Origin of the sequence: Vibrio jasicida CAIM 1864 = LMG 25398, from assembly GCF_000400365.1 — a bacterium.
GTDB lineage: Bacteria > Pseudomonadota > Gammaproteobacteria > Enterobacterales > Vibrionaceae > Vibrio > Vibrio jasicida.
In genome coordinates this window covers 27,414-47,542 of record NZ_BAOG01000068.1, presented here as the reverse complement: position 1 = coordinate 47,542, position 20,129 = coordinate 27,414, and the positions used below count along the sequence as shown (strand labels likewise).

Sequence of the window (20,129 nt, the reverse complement as noted above, 5' to 3'; positions counted from 1 at the left end):
GAATGCACAAATTAATCAGGTTTGCTCTGGTTGGTGGTGTCGGCTTTATAGTCGACACCCTTATCTTTTCGCTGTTGTTCCATTGGTTTGGTCTGGAGCTGATGTTGGCTCGTGGGATAGCATTTTTGTTTGCGGCAACCACGACTTGGCTTGGCAATCGCTGGCTGACTTTCTCTCAAGCAGAAAAAACCGATCCGTTTGCTCAATGGCAAAAGTTTATGGTGAGTGCTTGTATTAGTGCAGTGCCGAACTTTGCGGCTTTCAAAGGTTTGACGCTTATGTTTGGGGCTCAAAACTATATGGTGTACGTCGCGTTGGTTTTCGGAATATTGGTAGGCATGATGAGTAACTACTTACTCAGTACAAAATGGGTATTTAGCGAACATTGATCCTGGCTTATTTGCTTTAATACTGAATAACTGCATTAAAAACAGGGAGATGAAGAAAATTAAACGTGACTCAAGTCACGGTTTGGCTAATCTAATACTCAGTATAGGAGAGTGAATAGCTATGGGTACTTTCGTATAAGATTCATCTTGAATGTTGAATTTAAATTCTATAAATACAATGACTTAATGATCGATTCTCTAGGTTTTATTTATTGTGGGGCTCATGCACTTAAAATATAAAACTGGCCTCATACGTAACCCTGTTAATAAGTTTGATCTTTCCATTCTCTTTCCATTCATATCTTGACGTCTTCTGTTCACCTCTGTTGTTTAAAATCCATGAAATTTCAGAAAATAATGCCAATCTATCATCAGTTACAGAGGTGACTATGTTTAACAGTATACGTACGCGAATCGCAGTCAGTGCGGGCGGTGCAATGGCCTTCACCTTATTGATTGCAATGGGTATGACAACCAACGCATTTACTGACGTGAACAAGCAAGTGAACGAGAAAGTAAAAGCGCAATTGACGGATGCGACTAGCACCGATTTGCAAAATACCGCGATTCAGCAGGGGTTGGATATTGCTAACCAACTTGATCCTGTATTGGCAAACTTAAAACAAGTACGTTCGATCATTGAGTTGAGTGCAGAAACCAACGCAAGCGCAGACCTTATTGTTAAACAGTTTACTGCCGCGCTAGAAGCACAGAATAAAGCCGTATTTGCGGGCTACATGGTTTGGCAAGACAAAACGTGGCCAGAACAAGTGACGTTTAATCCAGAAGAGGGTTTTAACAGCCAAGGCTATCTGGCGCCTTTCTTCTCGCCAAATGACCAAAATAGCTTTGATGCAGTGGCGATGGAGAGCTTTAGCAACACGGAGCTAAACAGCAGTGGTGAACGTAAAGACGATTGGCATTTAATGCCTTATGAAACGGGCAAAACGTTCGTCATGGAGCCGTACTTTTATCCTGTACGTGGTAAGCAAGAGCTGATCACAACGATCAGTCAACCAATCAAACAAGGTGGCAAAATCATTGGCTCTCTTGGGTTTGATCTGTCTCTTTATGAGCTACAAAGCCAGAGCGAGCAATCTGCACGTAACTTGTTTGATGGCAAAGGTAAAATCCTCATCACATCATGGAAGGGCATCACCCTAGCGAACAGCCGCGCTGCTGATATGGTCGGTAAGCAGGTCTCTTCTGAACTGGCCTCTGAATGGTCTAACATCCAATCTATTGCAAAACGTCAAGGCGCTGGTCTTGTGACCTTTGGCGGTGATGAATATGCGATTACTTCTATCGATACGAGTGACGCTCCATGGGTAGTCATGGTGTCGGTTCCCAGTAGCCACCTTGCAAGAAGCGTCGATGACTACGCGCAATGGAGTGATGAACAGAATTCAAAAGCGCTTGAAAAAGGTGTGTGGGCGGGGATCATCGCTGCTCTTCTAGGCATTGCCTCGATGGCTTTGATCGCGAACTCTCTGGGTAAAGTACTAAACAATCTGGTTGAGCGTTTTAAAGATGCCGCGCAAGGTGAAGGTGACTTAACTTACCGTATCGAAGTGAAAGGTAAAGATGAAACTGCGCAATTGGCACATTGGTTCAATACTTTCCTATCGCGTATGCAGGAGATGCTGCTGACCGTGATGGTGACTGCTGATCAAGTCGATAAGAATGCGACCGAAGGTCAAACGCGTGCTGCGGCTTCTCGCGATCAATTGAATACGCAAGTGAATGAGGTGAACTCATTAGCGACGGCCATCAATGAAATGAGTGCAACCGCGCAAGAAGTGGCCAACTCTGCGGTCCAAGCGGCAGCGGCGGCGAGCCAAGTACAAAGCAACAGTCTAAATGGTATGACTCGCATGGACAATGCTGCGAGTGCGGTAGATAGCTTGGCAATGCAAGTCAACGATGCGCAGCAACAAACACAGAACTTGGTCGATTCCAGCACGGCGATTCAAGGTATTTTGAGTGAGATTGGTGGCATTGCAGAGCAAACCAATCTGCTGGCTCTGAACGCGGCTATTGAAGCTGCACGTGCAGGTGAAGCGGGTCGAGGCTTTGCGGTGGTTGCCGATGAGGTTCGTAACCTTGCAAATCGTACTCAAGGATCAACTGAAGAGATTCGTACGATGCTGGCCCGTCTAGAACAAGAAACTCAATCAATTGTGGTCTTGATGGAACAAAGCCAAAAGCAAGCTAATGATACTAAAGGTGAAACGCAAGCTGCCCACCTAGCGCTGTCTGAAATCAACCAAGCGATTGAAGTCATCAATGATATGAACAACCAAATCGCCTCGGCAGCAGAAGAGCAGAGCTCAGTATCAGAAGAGATTAACCGCAATGTAGTGATCATCAACGACACGGCGGTAGAGGTGATGGATACGATGACCTCTTCAGTAGAAATCAGTAACGAGTTGACGGTAAAAGCGAGCGATCTTCACGGTGAGCTGAGTAAGTTCAAGCTGTCTTAATTCGTCTTTCCTCATTTTTCATACAAAGCCGAGCAGGTAAATCTGCTCGGTTTTTTTGTTCTGTACTTTCATTTTTGCACTTCGATAACCGCTTTTTCTCGGTATTTTCTTCAACGTTTGCGTCTTTTTAAAATTCACGTCGTCTTATCAGCATGGACTAAGGTTGGAGAGGGCAGTTATTGATGTTTTATTCATTCACAACCATTGTTTTGTATCGTAAATGAATGGCATTTTATAAATATTATCGCCTTTTAAACTTGTTATTACCGTACGCGATTTTTACTGACTTTAAGAACTTGTTCTAGATCATTAAAGTGTTCAAAAATGCAATCTTTGATTTTAAATATTTAAACTTTGATGAGGTTTAAGAAATTAAACCCAATTCATATGTTTTTGGTGATCTTGTTCAACTATTGTGCGTGATTTCGATCAATTCTTCGGTTTTTGGCGGTGTTTTAGACGCATTTTTTAGGTTTACAGAAGTTTACCCTGTATTGCTCAACTAACTCGAAAGGAGTACTTTTTAGTCATTGAGTTCAAAAATGTAAACCGAGATGATGAGTGTAAAGCAAGTTCGATTCACCGACGAAGACAGAGAATGTTTAAGCAATTATTTTCGTTTAGCAGACACGATTGCCGATTTAATCGGGCCGTACTGCGAAGTGGTCATTCATTCATTTGAAAGCTTAGAAAATTCAGTCGTGAAAATCGTCAATGGTCATCATACTGGCCGCGAAATCGGCTCGCCTATCACGGATTTGGGTCTACGTATGTGGAGCACATTCGAGAAAACCGGAGAGGTCTCGCCAAAGAGTTACTTCACTAATGCTACGGATGGTTCGTTACTGAAATCGACCACATGCATTTTGGCGGGCCCTGAGCAAAAGCCGATTGGCATGCTTTGCATCAATATGAACTTATCCTTCCCATTCCCAGAAATCGTTAAAACGCTTATGCCGCAGTGCAATGTGTCTCAAACCTTAGTCAGCGAGACGTTTAGCAAAAATGCTAATGAGGTCATTCAAAAAGCCTTGAGCGCCGCGATCACAGAGGTGGAGCAAGACGAGACGATTTCTTGCAAAGGCCGTAACAAAGCCATCATTCGTTGTCTGTTTGATAACGGCGTGTTTGAGCTAAAAGAGACGACCACACAAGTATCAGAGCAGCTTGGGATCAGTCGTCAGGCGGTTTACAAGTTTATCCGTGAATTTAAATCATAATAAAATTAATAACTTAGGAGTTACATCGTGAAACAGATCATTGCCACTGAACAAGCACCTGCCGCTATCGGCCCTTACTCACAAGGTACGGCTTATGGCGACATGGTTTACACATCAGGTCAACTACCACTGATTCCAGAAACCATGCAGTTTGTTGAAGGCGGCATCAAAGAGCAGGCACGTCAGTCTCTTGAGAATTTAAAAGCGGTTCTAGAAGCAAGCGGTGCAGGCCTAGACACAGTATTGAAGACAACATGCTTCCTATCAGACATGGAAAACTTCGCCGCATTTAACGAAGTGTACACAGAGGTATTTGGTACAGAAAACGCACCAGCTCGCTCTTGCGTTGAAGCAGCAAGACTACCAAAAGACGCATTGGTTGAAGTTGAAGCCATTGCATACAAAAAATAACCGATTTTCGGACATAAATGGGTATCAATAGGAGATTCTCATGAGCGTTTCATTTATTGGATTGAGCATCCTGTTCTTTGGGTTCTATGCATTACTTGCGAACTTCAAAAAACAAAAGAAAAGCTTTAACTTCCGCGTACTGAGTGCGCTTGCTGCTGGTCTGTTATTCGGCGGTGCGATTCAACTTGTATTTGGTGTGGGCAACGTGGCAACCGCAGGCTTTGCTGAACTGATTTCCGTGTTCGGTAAAGGCTACATCAAGCTTCTACAAATGATTGTAATCCCGCTGGTATTTGTGGCGATGATCTCTTCAATCATGAACGTAGAAGGCGGTGGTGCGCTATCGCGTATCGCACCAAAAATCATCGGTATTCTACTTTTCACTTGTGCAATCTCAGCAGCCGTTGGTATCGCAAGTATTTACCTATTCGGTATCGATGCAAACGCACTAGTTAGTACAATCGGTACGAATGGTGCGATTGAAGCTCGTGGTGATGCATTAGTAGCAACGCAAGATGCGATGGCGAACAGCGGTTTGTCTGGTATGGCACTATCTATCATTCCAGCTAACATTTTCGACATGCTAACGGGTTCTGAGCGTACTTCAACACTATCAACAGTATTGTTCGGTATGTTCCTTGGTTACTGTATCCTGCAAGTGAAAAACCGTAAGCCTGAGAAAGTGCAAAACTTCGTTGATTTCATCAACTCTGCAAAAGAAGTCGTACTTTCAATGGTACGTGAGATCCTGAAGCTGACGCCTTACGGTGTATTTGCTCTGATGACCACGTTCATGATGACAAACGATTTGTTCGCACTAGCAGAAATGGGGCGCTTCCTACTAGCAAGCTATGTGGCAATCGGTGTAATGTTCGCTATCCACTTCGTGATGGTGTCTATGTTCGGTCTGTCTCCTGCGAAGTTCATGAAGAAAATCTGGCCAGTGCTAGTATTTGGCTTCGGTTCTCGCTCAAGCATGGCGGCAATCCCACTAAACGTTGAAACTCAAACTCAACGTCTAGGTGTGGACGAAGAAACAGCAAACATGTCAGCAACTTTCGGTACCAGCATCGGTCAGAACGGCTGTGCAGGTATCTACCCAGCGATGCTCGCTATCATGGCAGCTCAAGTAATGGGTATGCCAGTTGACCTAGGCTTCATCCTACAACTGATTGCTGTCATCGCGATTGCTTCATTCGGTATCGCAGGTGTTGGTGGCGGTGCAACATTCGCAGCTGTAGCAGTACTAACCATCATGGGTCTAGACATTACGGTTGTGGCGATTCTGGTTTCTATCGAAGCGCTTATCGACATGGCTCGTACCGCGCTTAACATCTCTGGCTCAATGTTGTCAGGTGTACTAACCGCGAAGAAGAATGGCTCACTAAACACTGAGCAATACAATGCTGACGTTACTGCAACAGTAACAAAAGAAGCAGCAGTGTAATTTCCAAACTTAATAAAGAGCACCCAACGCGGGTGCTCTCCGTTTTTCCTGAGTTCAGGTTATTTAGGTAATAAATATGAAAGTTGTTGTCGTAGGCGGTAGCGCTGCAGGTATGAGTTTCGCAGCGAAATACAAACGTAATCAGCCATCAGATGAAGTGATTGTGCTGGATAAGCGCGATTACATCTCGTTCGGTGCGTGTGGTTTACCTTATTTTGCTGGTGGCATGTTTGATGACACTGAGCGCATGATTTCTCGTACGCCAGAGCAAGCGATTAAATCTGGCTTGGACGTGCGTATTGAAACCGAAATGGTGGCACTAGACCGCACAGAAAAGCAGATTAAAGTTCGTCACCAAGAGGAAGAAAGCACCATCGATTACGATATGTTGGTGATTGCCACGGGCGCACGTCCAATCGTGCCATCGTTCGGTGAGTTCAACTCAGAGCACGTATACACGCTAACCAGCATGGAAGATGGCTTGGCAGTCAAAGAAGCGCTTAAGGACAACAACAAACAACGCATTTGCGTGATCGGCGGTGGTTTTATCGGCCTAGAGGTGTTCGATGCAGCACACCTACTAGGCAAGCACGTCACCCTCATTGAGCGTGAACAACACGTGATGAGCCGTCAGTTCAGCCCTGAAATGATTGAGGTGGTAGAAAGCGCGATTCGTGAATCTGGCGCTGAGCTTAAAACCGGTTGCAGCGTATCAGCCATTCGCGACGCAGAGCAGGGCGGTTACATCGTAGAAACCGACAACGGCAATGTTGAAGCAGACGTTGTGATCATGTCACTTGGCTTCAAACCAAACACAGAAGCGTTCGAGTTACCAAAAGCCGCGAACGGTGCACTACTAGTAGACGAGTTTGGCGCAACAGAAGATGCACACATTTACGCTGTTGGCGACTGTGCCGTGGTTCACCATATGGCGCTAGGCAAATCAGTGTATGTTCCACTGGCAACCACAGCGAACAAGCAAGCGCGCATGATGGCCGACAAACTTGCAGGCAAAGACACTTACATGAGTGGTTTCTTGGGCTCGTCTTGCTTGAAAGTGTTGGATTACGAACTGGCATGCACAGGCGTATCGGAACTTCTAGCTAAAGAACACGGTTTGGAAGTGAAGGTTTCAACCATTTCAGATAAGAACCAAACCGACTACTACCCAGGCCAAGAAGACATTAAAGTGAAGCTGGTTTACCACCCAGAAACCAATGTACTGCTTGGTGGCGAAATCGTGGGTAAGAAGGGTGCTGTAGGCCGAATCAATGCACTCGCTGTTGCCATCACTGCGAAGATGACCACACAGCAACTAGGCTACATGGACTTCTGCTACGCACCACCATTCGCACGTACTTGGGATGCACTAAACGTTGCAGGTAACGTAGCGAAATAAGTTAGCTATCCACGTAAATCAAACAAAGCAAAAGGGCTCCAGAGTTGTTTCTGGAGCCCTTTTTAATGCTTGTTGTGAATTATTAAGCAGATTTTTGCGCGTATCGATTTATCAATTTACTTAGAAACTTCGATGCAAAGGGATTCTTCTCTAGCAAACTTAGTTGCGAAGAATGGTAGGTAGCCTTCGGGGGAGCGAGAGCACTCTTTCAGACCCGCATTTTCATAGCGTGCCTGATAAATCGAAGGGGTTATCAGAGTCAATACGATAGCAACAGCAAGAGAACCTAAGATCAAATATTGTAAGCCGTTTCCATATACTTCATCCCAGCGTTTCTTTTTAAATGCAAAAAACAAAGCACTGATTAACCCTCCAAGTAATACTAAGCCAAATGGAATCATCGCTAAGTCAAACCTTGAGTAGACCGCAACGTCGCCAATTTGAGAAGCTAGCGTTAGAATTTTTTGATATCCAAAGTAAAAACAGAAACCAGATAAACCTATTAATAGCAAAATTCCTGGGTAAAGTTTGTACGTTTCTTTGTTTGATTTTTGGCTGTTATTCATATTGTTTTTGGTACTAGGTCGTTTATTGACTCGCGAATAAATTGTTTTATTTCAGACTCGATGACTTCTTTTCCGGTCTCTAAGGCATCCGCGATAAACATTGCTGTAAGGTCAAGAAGACTATCTTTAACGCTTTTTTGTAGCTCTTTTCCTTTCTCAACGGCTTCCTGCTCTGCTCTTTCGAGCAACTCAATGACCCTTTCAGTCACACCATAGTGTTTATCTAACTCATTTAATACAATGGATGTTACTAACCCTGCAACAACAACAACTGCGAGTTGTGCAGAAACGAGAGCGACAGAAGTTAGCATAAGAGATCCGGCAATTGCTGAAACCGCAGAAGATATTCCGATCTTCACTATGTCTACTGCTAAAGAGCCGATTAAGTCTGTTAAAAATACCTCGTCATTGAGTGCATAGTCCAGAATTCTGAAGCCTGCTGCGACATAAATGGTTAAAACGGTTCCAGATTTTATTGAATTTGCGAGACCATACTTTCCAATACCGAGTTGCACAACTTTGGGGTTATCCAGTCTATACGTTGTACCTGTTAAAATTCTTCTTAATCCAGAGTACCCTGACAACTTAATCATCTCTGTGCCAACTTGATTGTAATATGTTGCCATCCTCATACCAAAGGTTGCCTTTAGTCCCAACTTGGTAGCTTTTAGCCCATGAATATTAAACTGAGCGATAACCATCGAAGTTGTTACGATATCTTTACCGTTGACGCCATAATTGATGAGTATTTGAGCCCCTGTGGAGGTTGTCATTGACTTCCAAGTGCTATGAGTATCTTTCCAACCCCAACTTTGTAAAACTTTAAACGCTTCATCTAATGTCAAATACATCACATGTTCTTGGTTTCCTACCAATTGTTGTCGAAGAGTCTCGTCAGGCAGCTTTTTCGTGTTTATATATTCCCCAGACATAAAGTCGTAGGGAGGCCAATACATGTTTTCAGGACTGATATTGGCTACAGGTTTTTGTGGGGTAGTAAAGTACGTGCTTTTTTTCTGGGGAGTAAGGAATCCTTTGCCAACGCCAGGAGTTATTCGGTTAGCTCTAGTTTCATTCTCATAGGCTATTGAAGTTTTTGGGAAAAATGTTTGTTCTTCAGCTTCAGAATGACTTGTGTGGCAAGCGTTCTTTTGTTCGTTTTCGTATGCAATTGATCCTTCGGGAAATATACTTTTCTCGTTGCTCATTTTTGGCACCAGATTTTTGGCTTGGATGAGAGAATTGTAACGTTACAGGAATCTCCGGTTTGCCTAAAAACGTAAGCGAAATAACTAAAACAAATGATGTGTGATTTATGTACCGTTAGTGATTGGCTAGATAGCACCTAGATTACAAAACCTATATAACTCCCAAAAGACCCCGGAGTTACCTCTGGGGCCTCACTAGTATCGGTTTCTAGGATGATTTTGGGGGAAGCTGATAGCTTTAAAAGGGAATATGAAGTTTAGATCATCAGTTTTATTACCATCGATTACTTTAGGGGAGCTTAGCCCCAAAATCGCTTAGTAGTTTCTGGTCATGAGACCAAGAATCGAAGCGCTATTCTCACCAAAATGCAAAGTGACGGACTTCGTTTCTCCTTGAGCGAATTTATCATCCTGCTCAATCGAAGAAGGAGATAAGTACACTTGGCCACCAAAGTACGCTTTGATTTGAGATGTTTTGAGCTTAATACCACCGCCTGAGTTGTTGGTGATAACGGCTTGAATCATACGCTTGCCAGAAGGGCTGCTGAATATGTCGTAGCTCTCTATCGAGAAGTAACTGTAAGAAGGCATATCTTTACTGTGTTTGGGTTCCGGCACAAAGGTTGAACCAGAAACCGATCTCACGAATTGCATGGTGTCTTGCGATTGAGAGAGGCTATCTTGGATATCGCCAATTTTGTTTTTAATGTTATCAATGTCATCTTTGCTTTCCGCATTCGCACTCGAGGCGAAGGCACACAACAGCATTAAGGTGGTTACATAGTTCTTGTTTGACATACTTAGACTTCCTGTTTTAATTATGCGAAACACAGTAAAATTGATTTAGATCAATTATGTCAATGTTGCGTCAATTCAGTAATTTGTATTCCTGCGCTCATGTACATGACTAGATATCACGTGCTTGCTTACCTTAATCCGATTATAGAAAGGGATACTCGGATGCTCTAGAAAGGCGGTTCTCTGAGGGGGTAGTTTTTAGTGTGAAGTTCTTAATGGCATCGCAGTGATAGTCACAAACGAAAGACAAAACAAAAGGGCTCCAGAGTTACCTCTGAAGCCCTTTTTTTCTATTCAAGCTCTATTGAATTAACGGCGCTTAGGTTTGCGTTGACCTGCTGGTTTGCCTTGTCCTTGAGGACGACCTTGACCTTGTGAACCTGCACCGTTTGAGCGGCTTTGGTTGTTGCTACCAGGACGTGATCCCGTATTAGGACGCTGACCGTTTTGGTTGCCACGACCTTGGCCGTTTTGACCACCTTGCGCTTTACCTGAACCGTTGCGGTTGCCAGATGGCTTGCCGTCGCGAGAGCCGCCTTCAGAGCGTTTATTCAAGTGACCACCGAAACCCGGTTGGTTCTTGGTGTGTTTGGTCGCAAAACGGTTTGCACCGTGACGACCAGACTTACGACGCTGTGCTGGAGTTTGCGCATCAATGTCTTCTGCTGGAACCAAACAGTTCGGTTTATCACCAATCAGGTGTTTTTTACCCATGTTGATCAGCGCTTCGCGGATCATTGGCCAGTTCGCTGGATCGTGGTAGCGAAGTAGGGCTTTGTGTAGGCGACGCTGACGTTCACCTTTCGCCACTGGCACATCTTCACGTTGTTTGTACTTCACGCGTTTCAGAGGGTTAGTCTCTGAGTAGTACATCGACGTTGCGTTACACATTGGCGATGGGTAGAAGTTCTGTACTTGGTCACACTCGAAGTTGTTCTTCTTCAACCATAGTGCCAAGTTCAGCATGTCTTCGTCTTCTGTACCTGGGTGTGCTGAGATGAAGTAAGGGATTAGGTATTGTTTTTTACCTGCTTCCGCGCTGTACTTCTCAAACATCTCTTTAAAGCGGTCATAAGTACCCATGCCCGGCTTCATCATCAGATCCAGTGGACCTTTTTCTGTATGCTCAGGTGCAATCTTTAAGTAACCGCCGACGTGGTGCGTCACAAGCTCTTTCACGTACTCTGGTGATTCAATCGCGAGGTCGTAACGTACGCCAGATGCGATCATAACTTTCTTCACACCTTCCACTTTACGCGCCGCACGGTAAAGATCGATGGTGTGTTTGTGGTCGGTATTCAGTTTGTTACAGATACCCGGGAACACACAAGAAGGGCGACGACAGTTTGCTTCTGCTTTTGGATCGCTACAGCCAAGACGGTACATGTTTGCCGTTGGACCACCTAAATCAGAAATGGTACCGGTAAAGCCAGGCACTTTGTCGCGGATTTCTTCTAACTCGTTGATGATGGACTCTTGTGAACGGTTTTGGATGATACGGCCTTCGTGCTCGGTAATCGAACAGAAAGAACAGCCACCAAAACAGCCACGCATGATGTTAACCGAAGTTTTGATCATGTCATAAGCAGGGATCTTTGCCTTGCCATACATAGGATGAGGAACACGCGCGTACGATAGGCCGAATACGTAATCCATTTCCTCTGTAGTCAAAGGGATTGGCGCTTGGTTCACCCAAAGCTCACGGTCACCATGACGTTGCAATAGAGCACGACCCGAGTATGGGTTGGTTTCTAAGTGCAGCACACGGCTTGCATGCGCATAAAGAATGCGGTCGTTGTGCAGTTTTTCGAAGGCTGGTAGGCGCACCGCTGTGTTCGCTGCATCATGACGTGATGGGCGAATAGTGATTGGCTGTGCAACAGGCTCTTCTTTTTTGGTATCGCACTGAGTTTCCACTTCGTAAGGGTTCTTTGGTACGAACGCTTCTTTACGAGGTTTCTCAATACGAGAAGAATCAATAACGGTGTAACCTTCTGGTTCGGCTGGCAGGTTAACCGCAGTACCGCGAATGTTGGTCATGGTCGAGATGTCTTCGCCATCAGCAAGACGGTGCGCGACTTCTACGAGGGCACGCTCAGCGTTACCAAAAAGAAGAATGTCTGCTTTTGCATCGAACAGAACAGAGCGACGAACTTTGTCTGACCAATAATCGTAGTGAGCAACACGACGCAAGCTGGCTTCGATACCACCAAGAACAATAGGTGTGCCTTTGTAGGCTTCACGACAACGCTGTGAGTACACCAAGGTTGCACGATCTGGACGCTTGCCGCCTTCATTGTTTGGAGTGTAAGCATCATCGTGACGAAGCTTTTTGTCCGCCGTGTAACGGTTGATCATGGAGTCCATGTTACCCGCAGTGATCCCGAAGAACAGATTTGGCTTACCAAGCTGCATGAAAGCGTCTTTGTTGTTCCATTCTGGTTGAGCAATGATACCGACACGGAATCCTTGTGCTTCCAACAGACGACCAATGATTGCCATACCAAAGCTTGGGTGGTCCACGTACGCGTCACCCGTGACAATGATAATGTCACAACTATCCCATCCTAGGGCGTCCATTTCTTTGCGGCTGGTCGGCAAGAAAGGTGCCGTACCAAAACACTCAGCCCAGTATTTTTTGTACTCATGAATAGGAGTAATGTCGTTGGTCATATTTTGCTCTCTGTTCCAGGGAGCGCGAATTATAGCGATTTGATGATCAGGTATCTATACCCAAGTGATTATATAAAGCTTTGTTCGACTAGATTTATTTGGAGATGAAAATCACTCTCAATTCCATCACTGAGTTTTACGCCATTATGTCCTTCAATCCCTTATGGTTATTGAGTTTTTTAACCTTGTAAAAATTAGCAATAAGCAATGGTGTGCTTATCGAATTCTGTTCCTATAATTGTATTAGTGCATACTAAAATGCACGCGCTTGTTGACTGAAGCGTGCCGTAAACATCGTTGATGTTTCAAATGGTATTGACCGATTTGCAATCAAAAAACTACAGCAAACAATCGTCATACATGGGTGGCGCTCTCAAAGTCTTAAGCCGATACAATAGGGGGCTAGGTTATGAGTGAAATGCTATCCGTAGCACAAGGAGAAGTGCAGCCTGCGTCCGGTCATTCTCAAGTGATCGAGTGGTCTTATGATATAGAGACACATGAGTTTGAATGTGACCAGCAAAGCATGATGTCTGTTTTGGGCTTAAAACAGACAGTGAATAGTTTGGATGATGTTTTTCAATACATGTTGCTTGGTCAGGGTGACAGCGCGAAGCAACACATCTTAGATGTAGAACAAAATGGTGGGCATGGTAAGTTTTCTGGTTGCCTGATGCTAGATAATGACCGACTCGTGCATGTAGCGTTGAGCTTTGAGTGCCTTAATGGTCATATCGTGCAAGGTGCCATCATCCCGCAATTGAGTATTACCGGGTGCGAAGAGTTAGCCAAAATTCTGGAAACCATTTTCGATTTACCCAACGTAGGCGTTTTGGTCGCTGATCAAGACACTCGCATATTAGGCTGCAACCCAGCGTTCGAGCAGCAAATGGGTTATGAAAACCGTGACCTTGTTGGTCTGAAAACATATATTTTAAGTTCTGAACATCATAGTAAAGCGTTTTACGAACAGATCTGGCAAGACATTGATACTGAAGGTTTTTGGAGTGGTAACCTTCTTAGTCGTACCGTGAATGGGAGTAACCAAGCGCATCATCTTTGCATTTATCGGTTAGTGTTCAATTCTGGTCGTACGCTTTACCTCGGTTTTTCTACCGATATTTCTGCCTCATTATTGTGGATGAAAAAGGCCAGTGACCAACCTCAACAGTGGACTACGTTTCTTCCCCCTCGCGAAGAGTTTGAACAACAGTTAGCACGGTTAGTGGATGAAAATAGCCACAAAGATCTCAATATCATCGTGACAATTAGACCGAAATTCTCACAGCAGTCCCTACTTGAGCAGCAGTTAGGTTTTTCCGATTTTGTGATGCGAAGTCGCCACGCCAGTATTGCGGGTCAGTTGTCGCGGGACGTATTTGTAGTGTGTTTGCAAACGCCTCGATGCCAATGGTTAAGCCCACTGCGTCTTATTCAGATTGCGTTACGAGGCTTTTTTTCGGAATTAAGAAGTGAGTTGGGATCAAGTATGCATGATGCAATAGTAGAAGGACAAACTGGTGTGTCGGTGCTCGGTTACGATACTGATAATCCAAAACAAGCACTGGTGCATGCAGCGCAAGCGATGGTTTCCTCTCCGAGTGGAGGCCAGAACTACTTCAGTTTTTATAATAGTGAACTGCATGATGAACTCGTCAAGCGTCATCATCTCGAAGCCTTTCTAAGAACACAAATTGAGAGCCAACTTGTTGATGTCTATTATCAGCCGATCATTGAAACACGTACGGGAAAAGTGGTGAAGTTCGAAGCGTTAGCGCGTTTCTATCATCAGAATAAAACCTATGATACCCAAGAGATGATCGCAGTTGTCGAGGATTTAGAGTTGATTGCTGCGTTGGATGATCTCGTTTGCCGCACAGCACTCAAGCAACTTCCTCATATCCAGAAAGTTTATGGAGAAGAAATAGGATTAACGTTGAATCGTTCACTGAATACCAAGTTGGATGCGCTGCAAGTTTTGCAAAGTTCCTATGATTTGATTGCTGGAAGTGGTGTTGATCCGAATCGAATCACTATCGAACTCACGGAAACTGCGTATTTTGAACAAGATAAAGAGCATACCCTTGCTTTGAGTGAACTGCGTGACAAGGGCATCAAGATCGCTATTGATGATTTTGGTACTGGCTACTCTTCCTTTTCTTACCTTGAAGAAGGGCAGTTTGATCTGCTCAAAATAGATCGAAAATTTATCAGAGGTATCGAAGAAGGGAGCACTCGTTACAACATCGTCAAAATGATCACTGAGTTAGCACACAAGCTTGGCGTGAAAGTGGTTGCTGAAGGGGTTGAGTCGCAACAAGAACTAACAGAGCTTGCAGACCTTGGTGTTGATTTTATGCAGGGTTTTTTGTTTTCTCAAGCGGTACCTGTGGTGCTACTGGACAAGCCACAGTGTCACAAAAAGCACTTTAACAACGTGAAAGTAAAACCGACGCAAGATGCACCACTGATGTCTCTCAGCCATACCGATGTTCGTCGACTTGATCCGGGTGAGCCATTGTCACTCGCCGTTGAGTACATGAACTTGAGCCCGACGGCGCCTTTGGTGGTCATTAATGAAAAGCAATGCGTTGGTCTGATTACTAAAGCTCAAATCAACTTGCACTTAACACCAACGATGGGGACTGATTTGGAATCGGAACGTGAGAATAGGATTTGGAAGCGACCAGTGAATCAAATCATGAGTACAGAGTTTGAGCTGGTGGATGCGAACTTGCCTGTCTCGACCGTTCGAGAGCTAGTGACAGCAGGAACGGTCTTTCCATGGATACTTTGTGATTCACAAAATCAGTACCGTGGTTTGTTAACTCAAGAAGATGCGTTGAGTTATTTGTCTTCGACCTAGCACAAATAAACGGTTTGAGCGTGTTGCGTTTAGGTGGTTTGGCGATAGGTGATTTGCTATTATCGCCACCCCAAAATGACTTTTGAGTTTGCATTCAACATGATTCAACAATTGCTGTTAACTTTTCCTCCAATGCTATTTGGCGCTCAAGCGCTGTTGACCTTACTTTTGATTAAGGGTGATATCTGCCCTGGTCAACGTGGTCGCCTGCATAAGATGTTGCCATCAATTGGCGTACTTTGGTTGGCAGTGGCGTCGCTTCGTATTGAAGCTTTCATGATCGTATTCGCGATCTTTTATTTTTACTCTCAAGTTCAGACTAAGAAGACACGTGAGAAAGGGCCATTATGGGCTCTGCATCTAGCGAACGGTTTGGCGTTCGCGTACGTGAGCATTCAACTATTTGAGCAACCGCATTGGGCGGCAAGCGCTTCAGTGGCATTGATGATCTTCTTCTTAGGTGCCGTGTTTGCGCAGTTACTTCTGGTTATCGCACGTAGCCGCTTGCAAGCATTTCACCGAATCTTACCGGTTACGGGTGTTGTTTCGGGCATGCTGTTGGTCGTGATGACGTTGTTTTCTGCTTATCAGTTGGATGAAGCGACATTGAATGGCGTGACACAACATATTCTAGCGTCACTGGCGATGCTGATTATGGCAATCGTGGTTTGGTGCTGGCATATCTTCACTCATAAAGCGCCAAACAAAGTGCAATTGGCGGCAGCGTTGCTTCTTGCTTTGGCTTCAATGACAAGCTTACAGGGGCTGTTCCTATTGGGGGCATAGACCGAACGAACTAACACTTCTGTCTTCTTTTCTTTTTGTGAGCTCGGGATTTAGATCGAGCTCACTTTCAAAACATTCGATTAAGTCTACGCTTTAGTTATAGCCTCATTCATTTCAAGAGAGTCTTGACGCACGTGCTCAACGGAATTGGGGTCAAATACCTTGTCTTAGAGGAGTATCGCGATGGATTTAAGCAACGTAAGTAACTGGGACAGCATTATCTTGTTGGGTATCGTTAATGAAAAGCTGCGCTTAGAATGTGATAGCTTTGAAGAGTTGGTATCGATGTACGAGATGGATGTGGAATCGGTAGTGGGCAAGCTCGATATGCTTGGCTATCAATATGACCCACTGACCAATCAATTTAAATCTTACGAACGTTAGTTTCGTTTCAATGGTCGATCTTTAAGCCATCTTGATCCCATCAAGGTGGCTTTTACATTGCTGGCGAGCTGTTGCAAAGAAAGCCTGTAAGTAACGCTTCTCTTTTTCTGAGTTACGTGTTGCTGCGAACAATCTACGCCATAACCCCTCTCCAAAAGGCATGCTGGTAATCAAACCTTGGCGCGAGAACTCAGAAATCGCCCAATTTGGTAATGCTGCTACCCCCAATCCTGCTGACACCATTTGTACGAGCATTAACGTGTTGTCCGCTTGTTTCCACTTGGCTGGCTCAACTCCCGCAGGGTGTAAGAAGTGTTTGACCACATCCAATCTTTGTTTCTGTACTGGATAAGAAAGCATGGTTTGATCAGCAAGATCTTCAGGCTCAATGACGTTTTTGTTCGCTAATGGGTGGCTAGTCGAAGTAATCAAGCGCATTTCGAAGTCAAACAACGGTTCATAATGGACTTCGGAGCGTGGCTGAATGTCTGATGTAATGACCAAATCAAGCTCGCCAGCCAACAGGGCTGGTAGAGGTTCAAAACCGAAGCCGGAAGAGAAATCGAGCGTCACACTTGGCCAAGTTAATTGGTATTCCTTCAGTGCTGGCATTAACCATTGGAAGCAAGAGTGGCACTCAATCGCCATGTGCAAACGACCGTTCACGTCCTCTTTCAGGCTTGCAAGCTCGTTTTCTGCTTTGGCGAGTTTTGGCAAGATTTCATCAGCGAGACGAAGCAAAATTTCACCTTCTGAAGTGAATTTAACGGGGCGGGTTTTGCGCAAAAAAAGCTGCCCACCAATACGAGATTCAAGATCTTTGATTTGATGAGAAAGGGCAGATTGCGTCAGGTGTAAAGCGGTTGCGGTTGCCGTTAATGAACCAGTATCCCTCAGTGAAGTGAGTGTGCGTAAGTGTTTCAACTCTATCATGAATCCCATTCATCCTTTTATGTCTGCCATGAGCTTTATTAACTTACCCATAAAAAATGGATATGTAAACGTCTAGACGTCCATTTGTTTTAGTCTAGTGCGAGTGAGATCGCTCAATATGAAATTTTTTAATAAACAAGTTGAATAATTGGATGTTGTTCAATGCGGTTGCCAGAGCGATAGTTTTAGCCATCCAGACATCTTGATGGGTTTTCTCTCGATGCTCTGACCTCAACATCAGACACTGAATAAGGAATACGGACATGGCAACGACAACGCATATTCTTGGTTACCCACGCATTGGTGAAAAACGAGAACTTAAGTTTGCTCAGGAAAAATACTGGCGTGGTGAAATCGATCAGGCGGAGCTTAAGCGAGCAGGGGCAAGCTTGCGAGCACAAAACTGGAACACACAAACAGAGGCGGGTTTGAGCTTCACAACTGCGGGTGATTTTGCTTGGTACGATCATGTCTTAACCACAACATTGCTATTGGGCCATGTACCAAAGCGACACGCAAGCGGGTTTCCAGATTTAGACACACTATTTAAAGTCGGTCGTGGTCAATCTCAATCTGCTTGCGACTGTGGGGCGGCGGCAGCCTCTGATATGACGAAGTGGTTTAATACCAATTACCATTACATTGTGCCTGAGTTCAGCAAGGACGATACGTTTGAAGTCAGTTGGCCACAGCTTTTTGAAGAAGTGAATGAGGCAGTCAAAGCCGGCCACAAAGTAAAACCTGTTTTGCTTGGGCCGCTCAGTTACCTCTATCTAGGTAAGGAAGTGGAAGAAGATTTTGATCGTTTGACTTTATTGCCAAGGCTACTCACCGCGTATCAAGCCATTCTTTCTAAACTTGCTAGTCAAGGTGTGGAATGGGTACAAATTGACGAACCGATTCTCTCGCTTGAGCTGGAAAGTAAATGGTTGGATGCGTTCAAGCTAGCTTATCAGGTCATTCGTAGTGACGTAAAAGTGTTGCTAACCACTTATTTTGATTCGGTCACGGACACGTTGGATAAAATCATCGAGCTTAGTGTTGATGGACTTCATGTCGATTTATCTGCATCGCCTGAGCAGTTCGAAGAAGTGGTAGCAAAACTGCCTAGTGGCTGGGTATTGTCTGCGGGCGTGGTGAATGGACGTAATGTGTGGCGATCGGATTTAAGTGCTCAATTAGAGCGCTTACAGCCCGTTAAAGAAAAACTTGGCGACAATTTATGGGTAGCCAGTTCGTGTTCATTGCTACACAGCCCGGTAGACCTAGAGTTAGAAACGGAGTTAAGTGACGAAGTAAAAAGTTGGTTTTCTTTCGCCAAACAAAAAGTAACGGAAGTTGCCTTGCTTGGCCGTGCGCTTGATGGAGACCAAAATGCGATTTTAGCTTGTGATACGTATAGTCAACCCATTAAAGATCGTAAAGCCGCTTCACATGTTAACAAACCACACGTTCAGTCTCGTTTGAACCAAATCACGGCGGCGCTCAGTCAGCGCAGTGCACCTTATGAAGAGCGTGCCGTACACCAAGCTGAAGTGCTTGGCTTGCCAATCTTGCCGACTACGACTATCGGGTCTTTCCCACAAACGGGAGAAATTCGGGTTCAGAGAAGTGCGTTCCGCAGTGGTCAACTTTCAGAATCAGATTATAAACAGGCATTGAAAGGACACATCGCTGATGCGGTGAAACGCCAAGAAGCGCTCGATCTTGATGTTCTTGTGCATGGTGAGGCTGAGCGTAATGACATGGTGGAGTATTTTGCTGAAAACCTGGCGGGCTTCCAAACCACTCAATTTGGTTGGGTACAGAGCTATGGTTCTCGTTGTGTCAAACCAGCGATTGTGGTCGCAGATATTGAGCGCATAAAACCGATTACGGTGGAATGGTCGACGTATGCACAATCGTTGACCAGCAAGCAAATGAAGGGCATGTTGACCGGTCCAGTGACGATTCTGTGTTGGACATTCCCACGTGAAGACATTACTCGCAAACAAATTGCAGACCAGTTGGCCTTTGCACTTCGTGATGAGGTCTCTGACTTGCAAGAGGCGGGTATCAACATTATTCAAATCGATGAGCCAGCGATTCGTGAAGGCTTACCATTGAAGAAGCGTGACCATAAAGAATATCTAAATTGGGCCGTCGATGCGTTTAAGATCTCTGCGGCTAGCGCAAAACCAGAAACGCAAATTCATACTCACATGTGCTACAGCGAGTTTAACGAAATCATTGATTCAGTTGCCGCGCTTGATGCCGACGTGATTACTATCGAGACATCGCGATCCAATATGGAATTGCTGAAAGCGTTCGAAGACTTTAATTATCCGAATGAAATTGGTCCGGGTGTGTACGACATCCATTCTCCGAACATTCCAACGGAGGAGTGGATTGAAGGCTTACTCAAGAAAGCAGCTGAAAAAATACCGGCGCAACGCTTGTGGGTGAACCCTGATTGTGGACTTAAAACGCGTAATTGGGCAGAAACTGAAGCCGCATTAGGTAACCTTGTCTCTGCTGCTAAGAAGCTCAGAGCTGAACTCGTATAAGCGCTTAGTTTTTCAAA

The 20,129-nt window shown here is 44.8% G+C and carries 15 protein-coding genes; 10 read left to right on the top strand and 5 right to left on the bottom strand.

Going from position 1 to position 20,129, the window contains the following annotated elements:
- Positions 1 to 2 precede the first annotated feature (2 nt).
- From VJL_RS19260 to VJL_RS19235, 6 genes are all read left to right on the top strand, one after another.
- A complete protein-coding gene (locus VJL_RS19260) occupies positions 3 to 389 on the top strand; it encodes a GtrA family protein (RefSeq protein WP_038880558.1) in 387 nt (128 codons plus the stop codon).
- Between the two features lie 389 nt (positions 390 to 778).
- Complete coding sequence (locus tag VJL_RS19255) at positions 779 to 2,875, top strand: methyl-accepting chemotaxis protein (protein WP_038880556.1); 2,097 nt, start codon at positions 779 to 781, stop codon at positions 2,873 to 2,875.
- A gap of 554 nt (positions 2,876 to 3,429) precedes the next feature.
- A complete protein-coding gene (locus VJL_RS19250; protein ID WP_038880553.1) occupies positions 3,430 to 4,095 on the top strand; it encodes a helix-turn-helix transcriptional regulator in 666 nt (221 codons plus the stop codon).
- 27 nt (positions 4,096 to 4,122) lie between these two features.
- A complete protein-coding gene (locus VJL_RS19245; RefSeq protein ID WP_038880550.1) occupies positions 4,123 to 4,506 on the top strand; it encodes a RidA family protein in 384 nt (127 codons plus the stop codon).
- A 40-nt stretch (positions 4,507 to 4,546) separates the two neighbouring features.
- Entirely contained in the window at positions 4,547 to 5,953 is a 1,407-nt protein-coding gene (locus VJL_RS19240; protein WP_038880547.1) for a cation:dicarboxylate symporter family transporter, read from the top strand.
- A 76-nt stretch (positions 5,954 to 6,029) separates the two neighbouring features.
- Complete coding sequence (locus tag VJL_RS19235) at positions 6,030 to 7,352, top strand: CoA-disulfide reductase (protein WP_038880544.1); 1,323 nt, start codon at positions 6,030 to 6,032, stop codon at positions 7,350 to 7,352.
- A 116-nt stretch (positions 7,353 to 7,468) separates the two neighbouring features.
- Here VJL_RS19235 and VJL_RS19230 read toward each other — a convergent pair whose 3' ends face one another.
- The 4 genes from VJL_RS19230 to VJL_RS19215 all read right to left on the bottom strand — a co-directional run bounded on the left by VJL_RS19230 (position 7,469) and on the right by VJL_RS19215 (position 12,597).
- A complete protein-coding gene (locus VJL_RS19230) occupies positions 7,469 to 7,918 on the bottom strand; it encodes a DUF1240 domain-containing protein (protein ID WP_020197898.1) in 450 nt (149 codons plus the stop codon).
- The gene (locus tag VJL_RS19225; RefSeq protein WP_173400280.1) at positions 7,915 to 9,126 is read right to left on the bottom strand and encodes a hypothetical protein; all 1,212 of its coding nucleotides are present in this window, start codon (positions 9,124 to 9,126) and stop codon (positions 7,915 to 7,917) included. The genes VJL_RS19230 and VJL_RS19225 overlap by 4 nt, the downstream gene beginning before the upstream one ends.
- Positions 9,127 to 9,441: 315 nt before the next feature.
- Positions 9,442 to 9,924 (bottom strand): hypothetical protein, encoded by a 483-nt coding sequence (locus VJL_RS19220; RefSeq protein ID WP_038880541.1) that lies wholly within the window; start codon positions 9,922 to 9,924, stop codon positions 9,442 to 9,444.
- 309 nt (positions 9,925 to 10,233) lie between these two features.
- Entirely contained in the window at positions 10,234 to 12,597 is a 2,364-nt protein-coding gene (locus VJL_RS19215) for a YgiQ family radical SAM protein (protein WP_038880538.1), read from the bottom strand.
- Positions 12,598 to 13,006: 409 nt separating this feature from the next.
- Between VJL_RS19215 and VJL_RS19210 the strand changes: the two genes are divergently transcribed.
- From VJL_RS19210 to VJL_RS19200, 3 genes are all read left to right on the top strand, one after another.
- A complete protein-coding gene (locus tag VJL_RS19210) occupies positions 13,007 to 15,463 on the top strand; it encodes an EAL domain-containing protein (RefSeq protein WP_038880535.1) in 2,457 nt (818 codons plus the stop codon).
- A gap of 75 nt (positions 15,464 to 15,538) precedes the next feature.
- Positions 15,539 to 16,249, top strand: a complete 711-nt coding sequence (locus tag VJL_RS19205) for an HI_1241 family integral membrane domain (RefSeq protein WP_038871898.1) — start codon at positions 15,539 to 15,541, stop codon at positions 16,247 to 16,249.
- 183 nt (positions 16,250 to 16,432) lie between these two features.
- Positions 16,433 to 16,633: a DUF4250 domain-containing protein gene (locus VJL_RS19200; protein ID WP_005445023.1), complete on the top strand. Its 201-nt coding sequence runs from the start codon at positions 16,433 to 16,435 to the stop codon at positions 16,631 to 16,633.
- A 21-nt stretch (positions 16,634 to 16,654) separates the two neighbouring features.
- On the opposite strand, the gene metR is transcribed toward VJL_RS19200, so the two are convergent.
- Positions 16,655 to 17,566 (bottom strand): HTH-type transcriptional regulator MetR, encoded by a 912-nt coding sequence (gene metR / locus VJL_RS19195; RefSeq protein WP_038871949.1) that lies wholly within the window; start codon positions 17,564 to 17,566, stop codon positions 16,655 to 16,657.
- Positions 17,567 to 17,829: 263 nt separating this feature from the next.
- On the opposite strand from metR, the gene metE reads away from it, so the two are divergent.
- Positions 17,830 to 20,112 carry a 5-methyltetrahydropteroyltriglutamate--homocysteine S-methyltransferase gene (gene metE / locus VJL_RS19190; protein WP_038880533.1) on the top strand — a complete coding sequence of 761 codons (2,283 nt, stop codon included), beginning with the start codon at positions 17,830 to 17,832 and terminating at the stop codon, positions 20,110 to 20,112.
- The last annotated feature ends 17 nt before the right edge of the window (positions 20,113 to 20,129 follow it).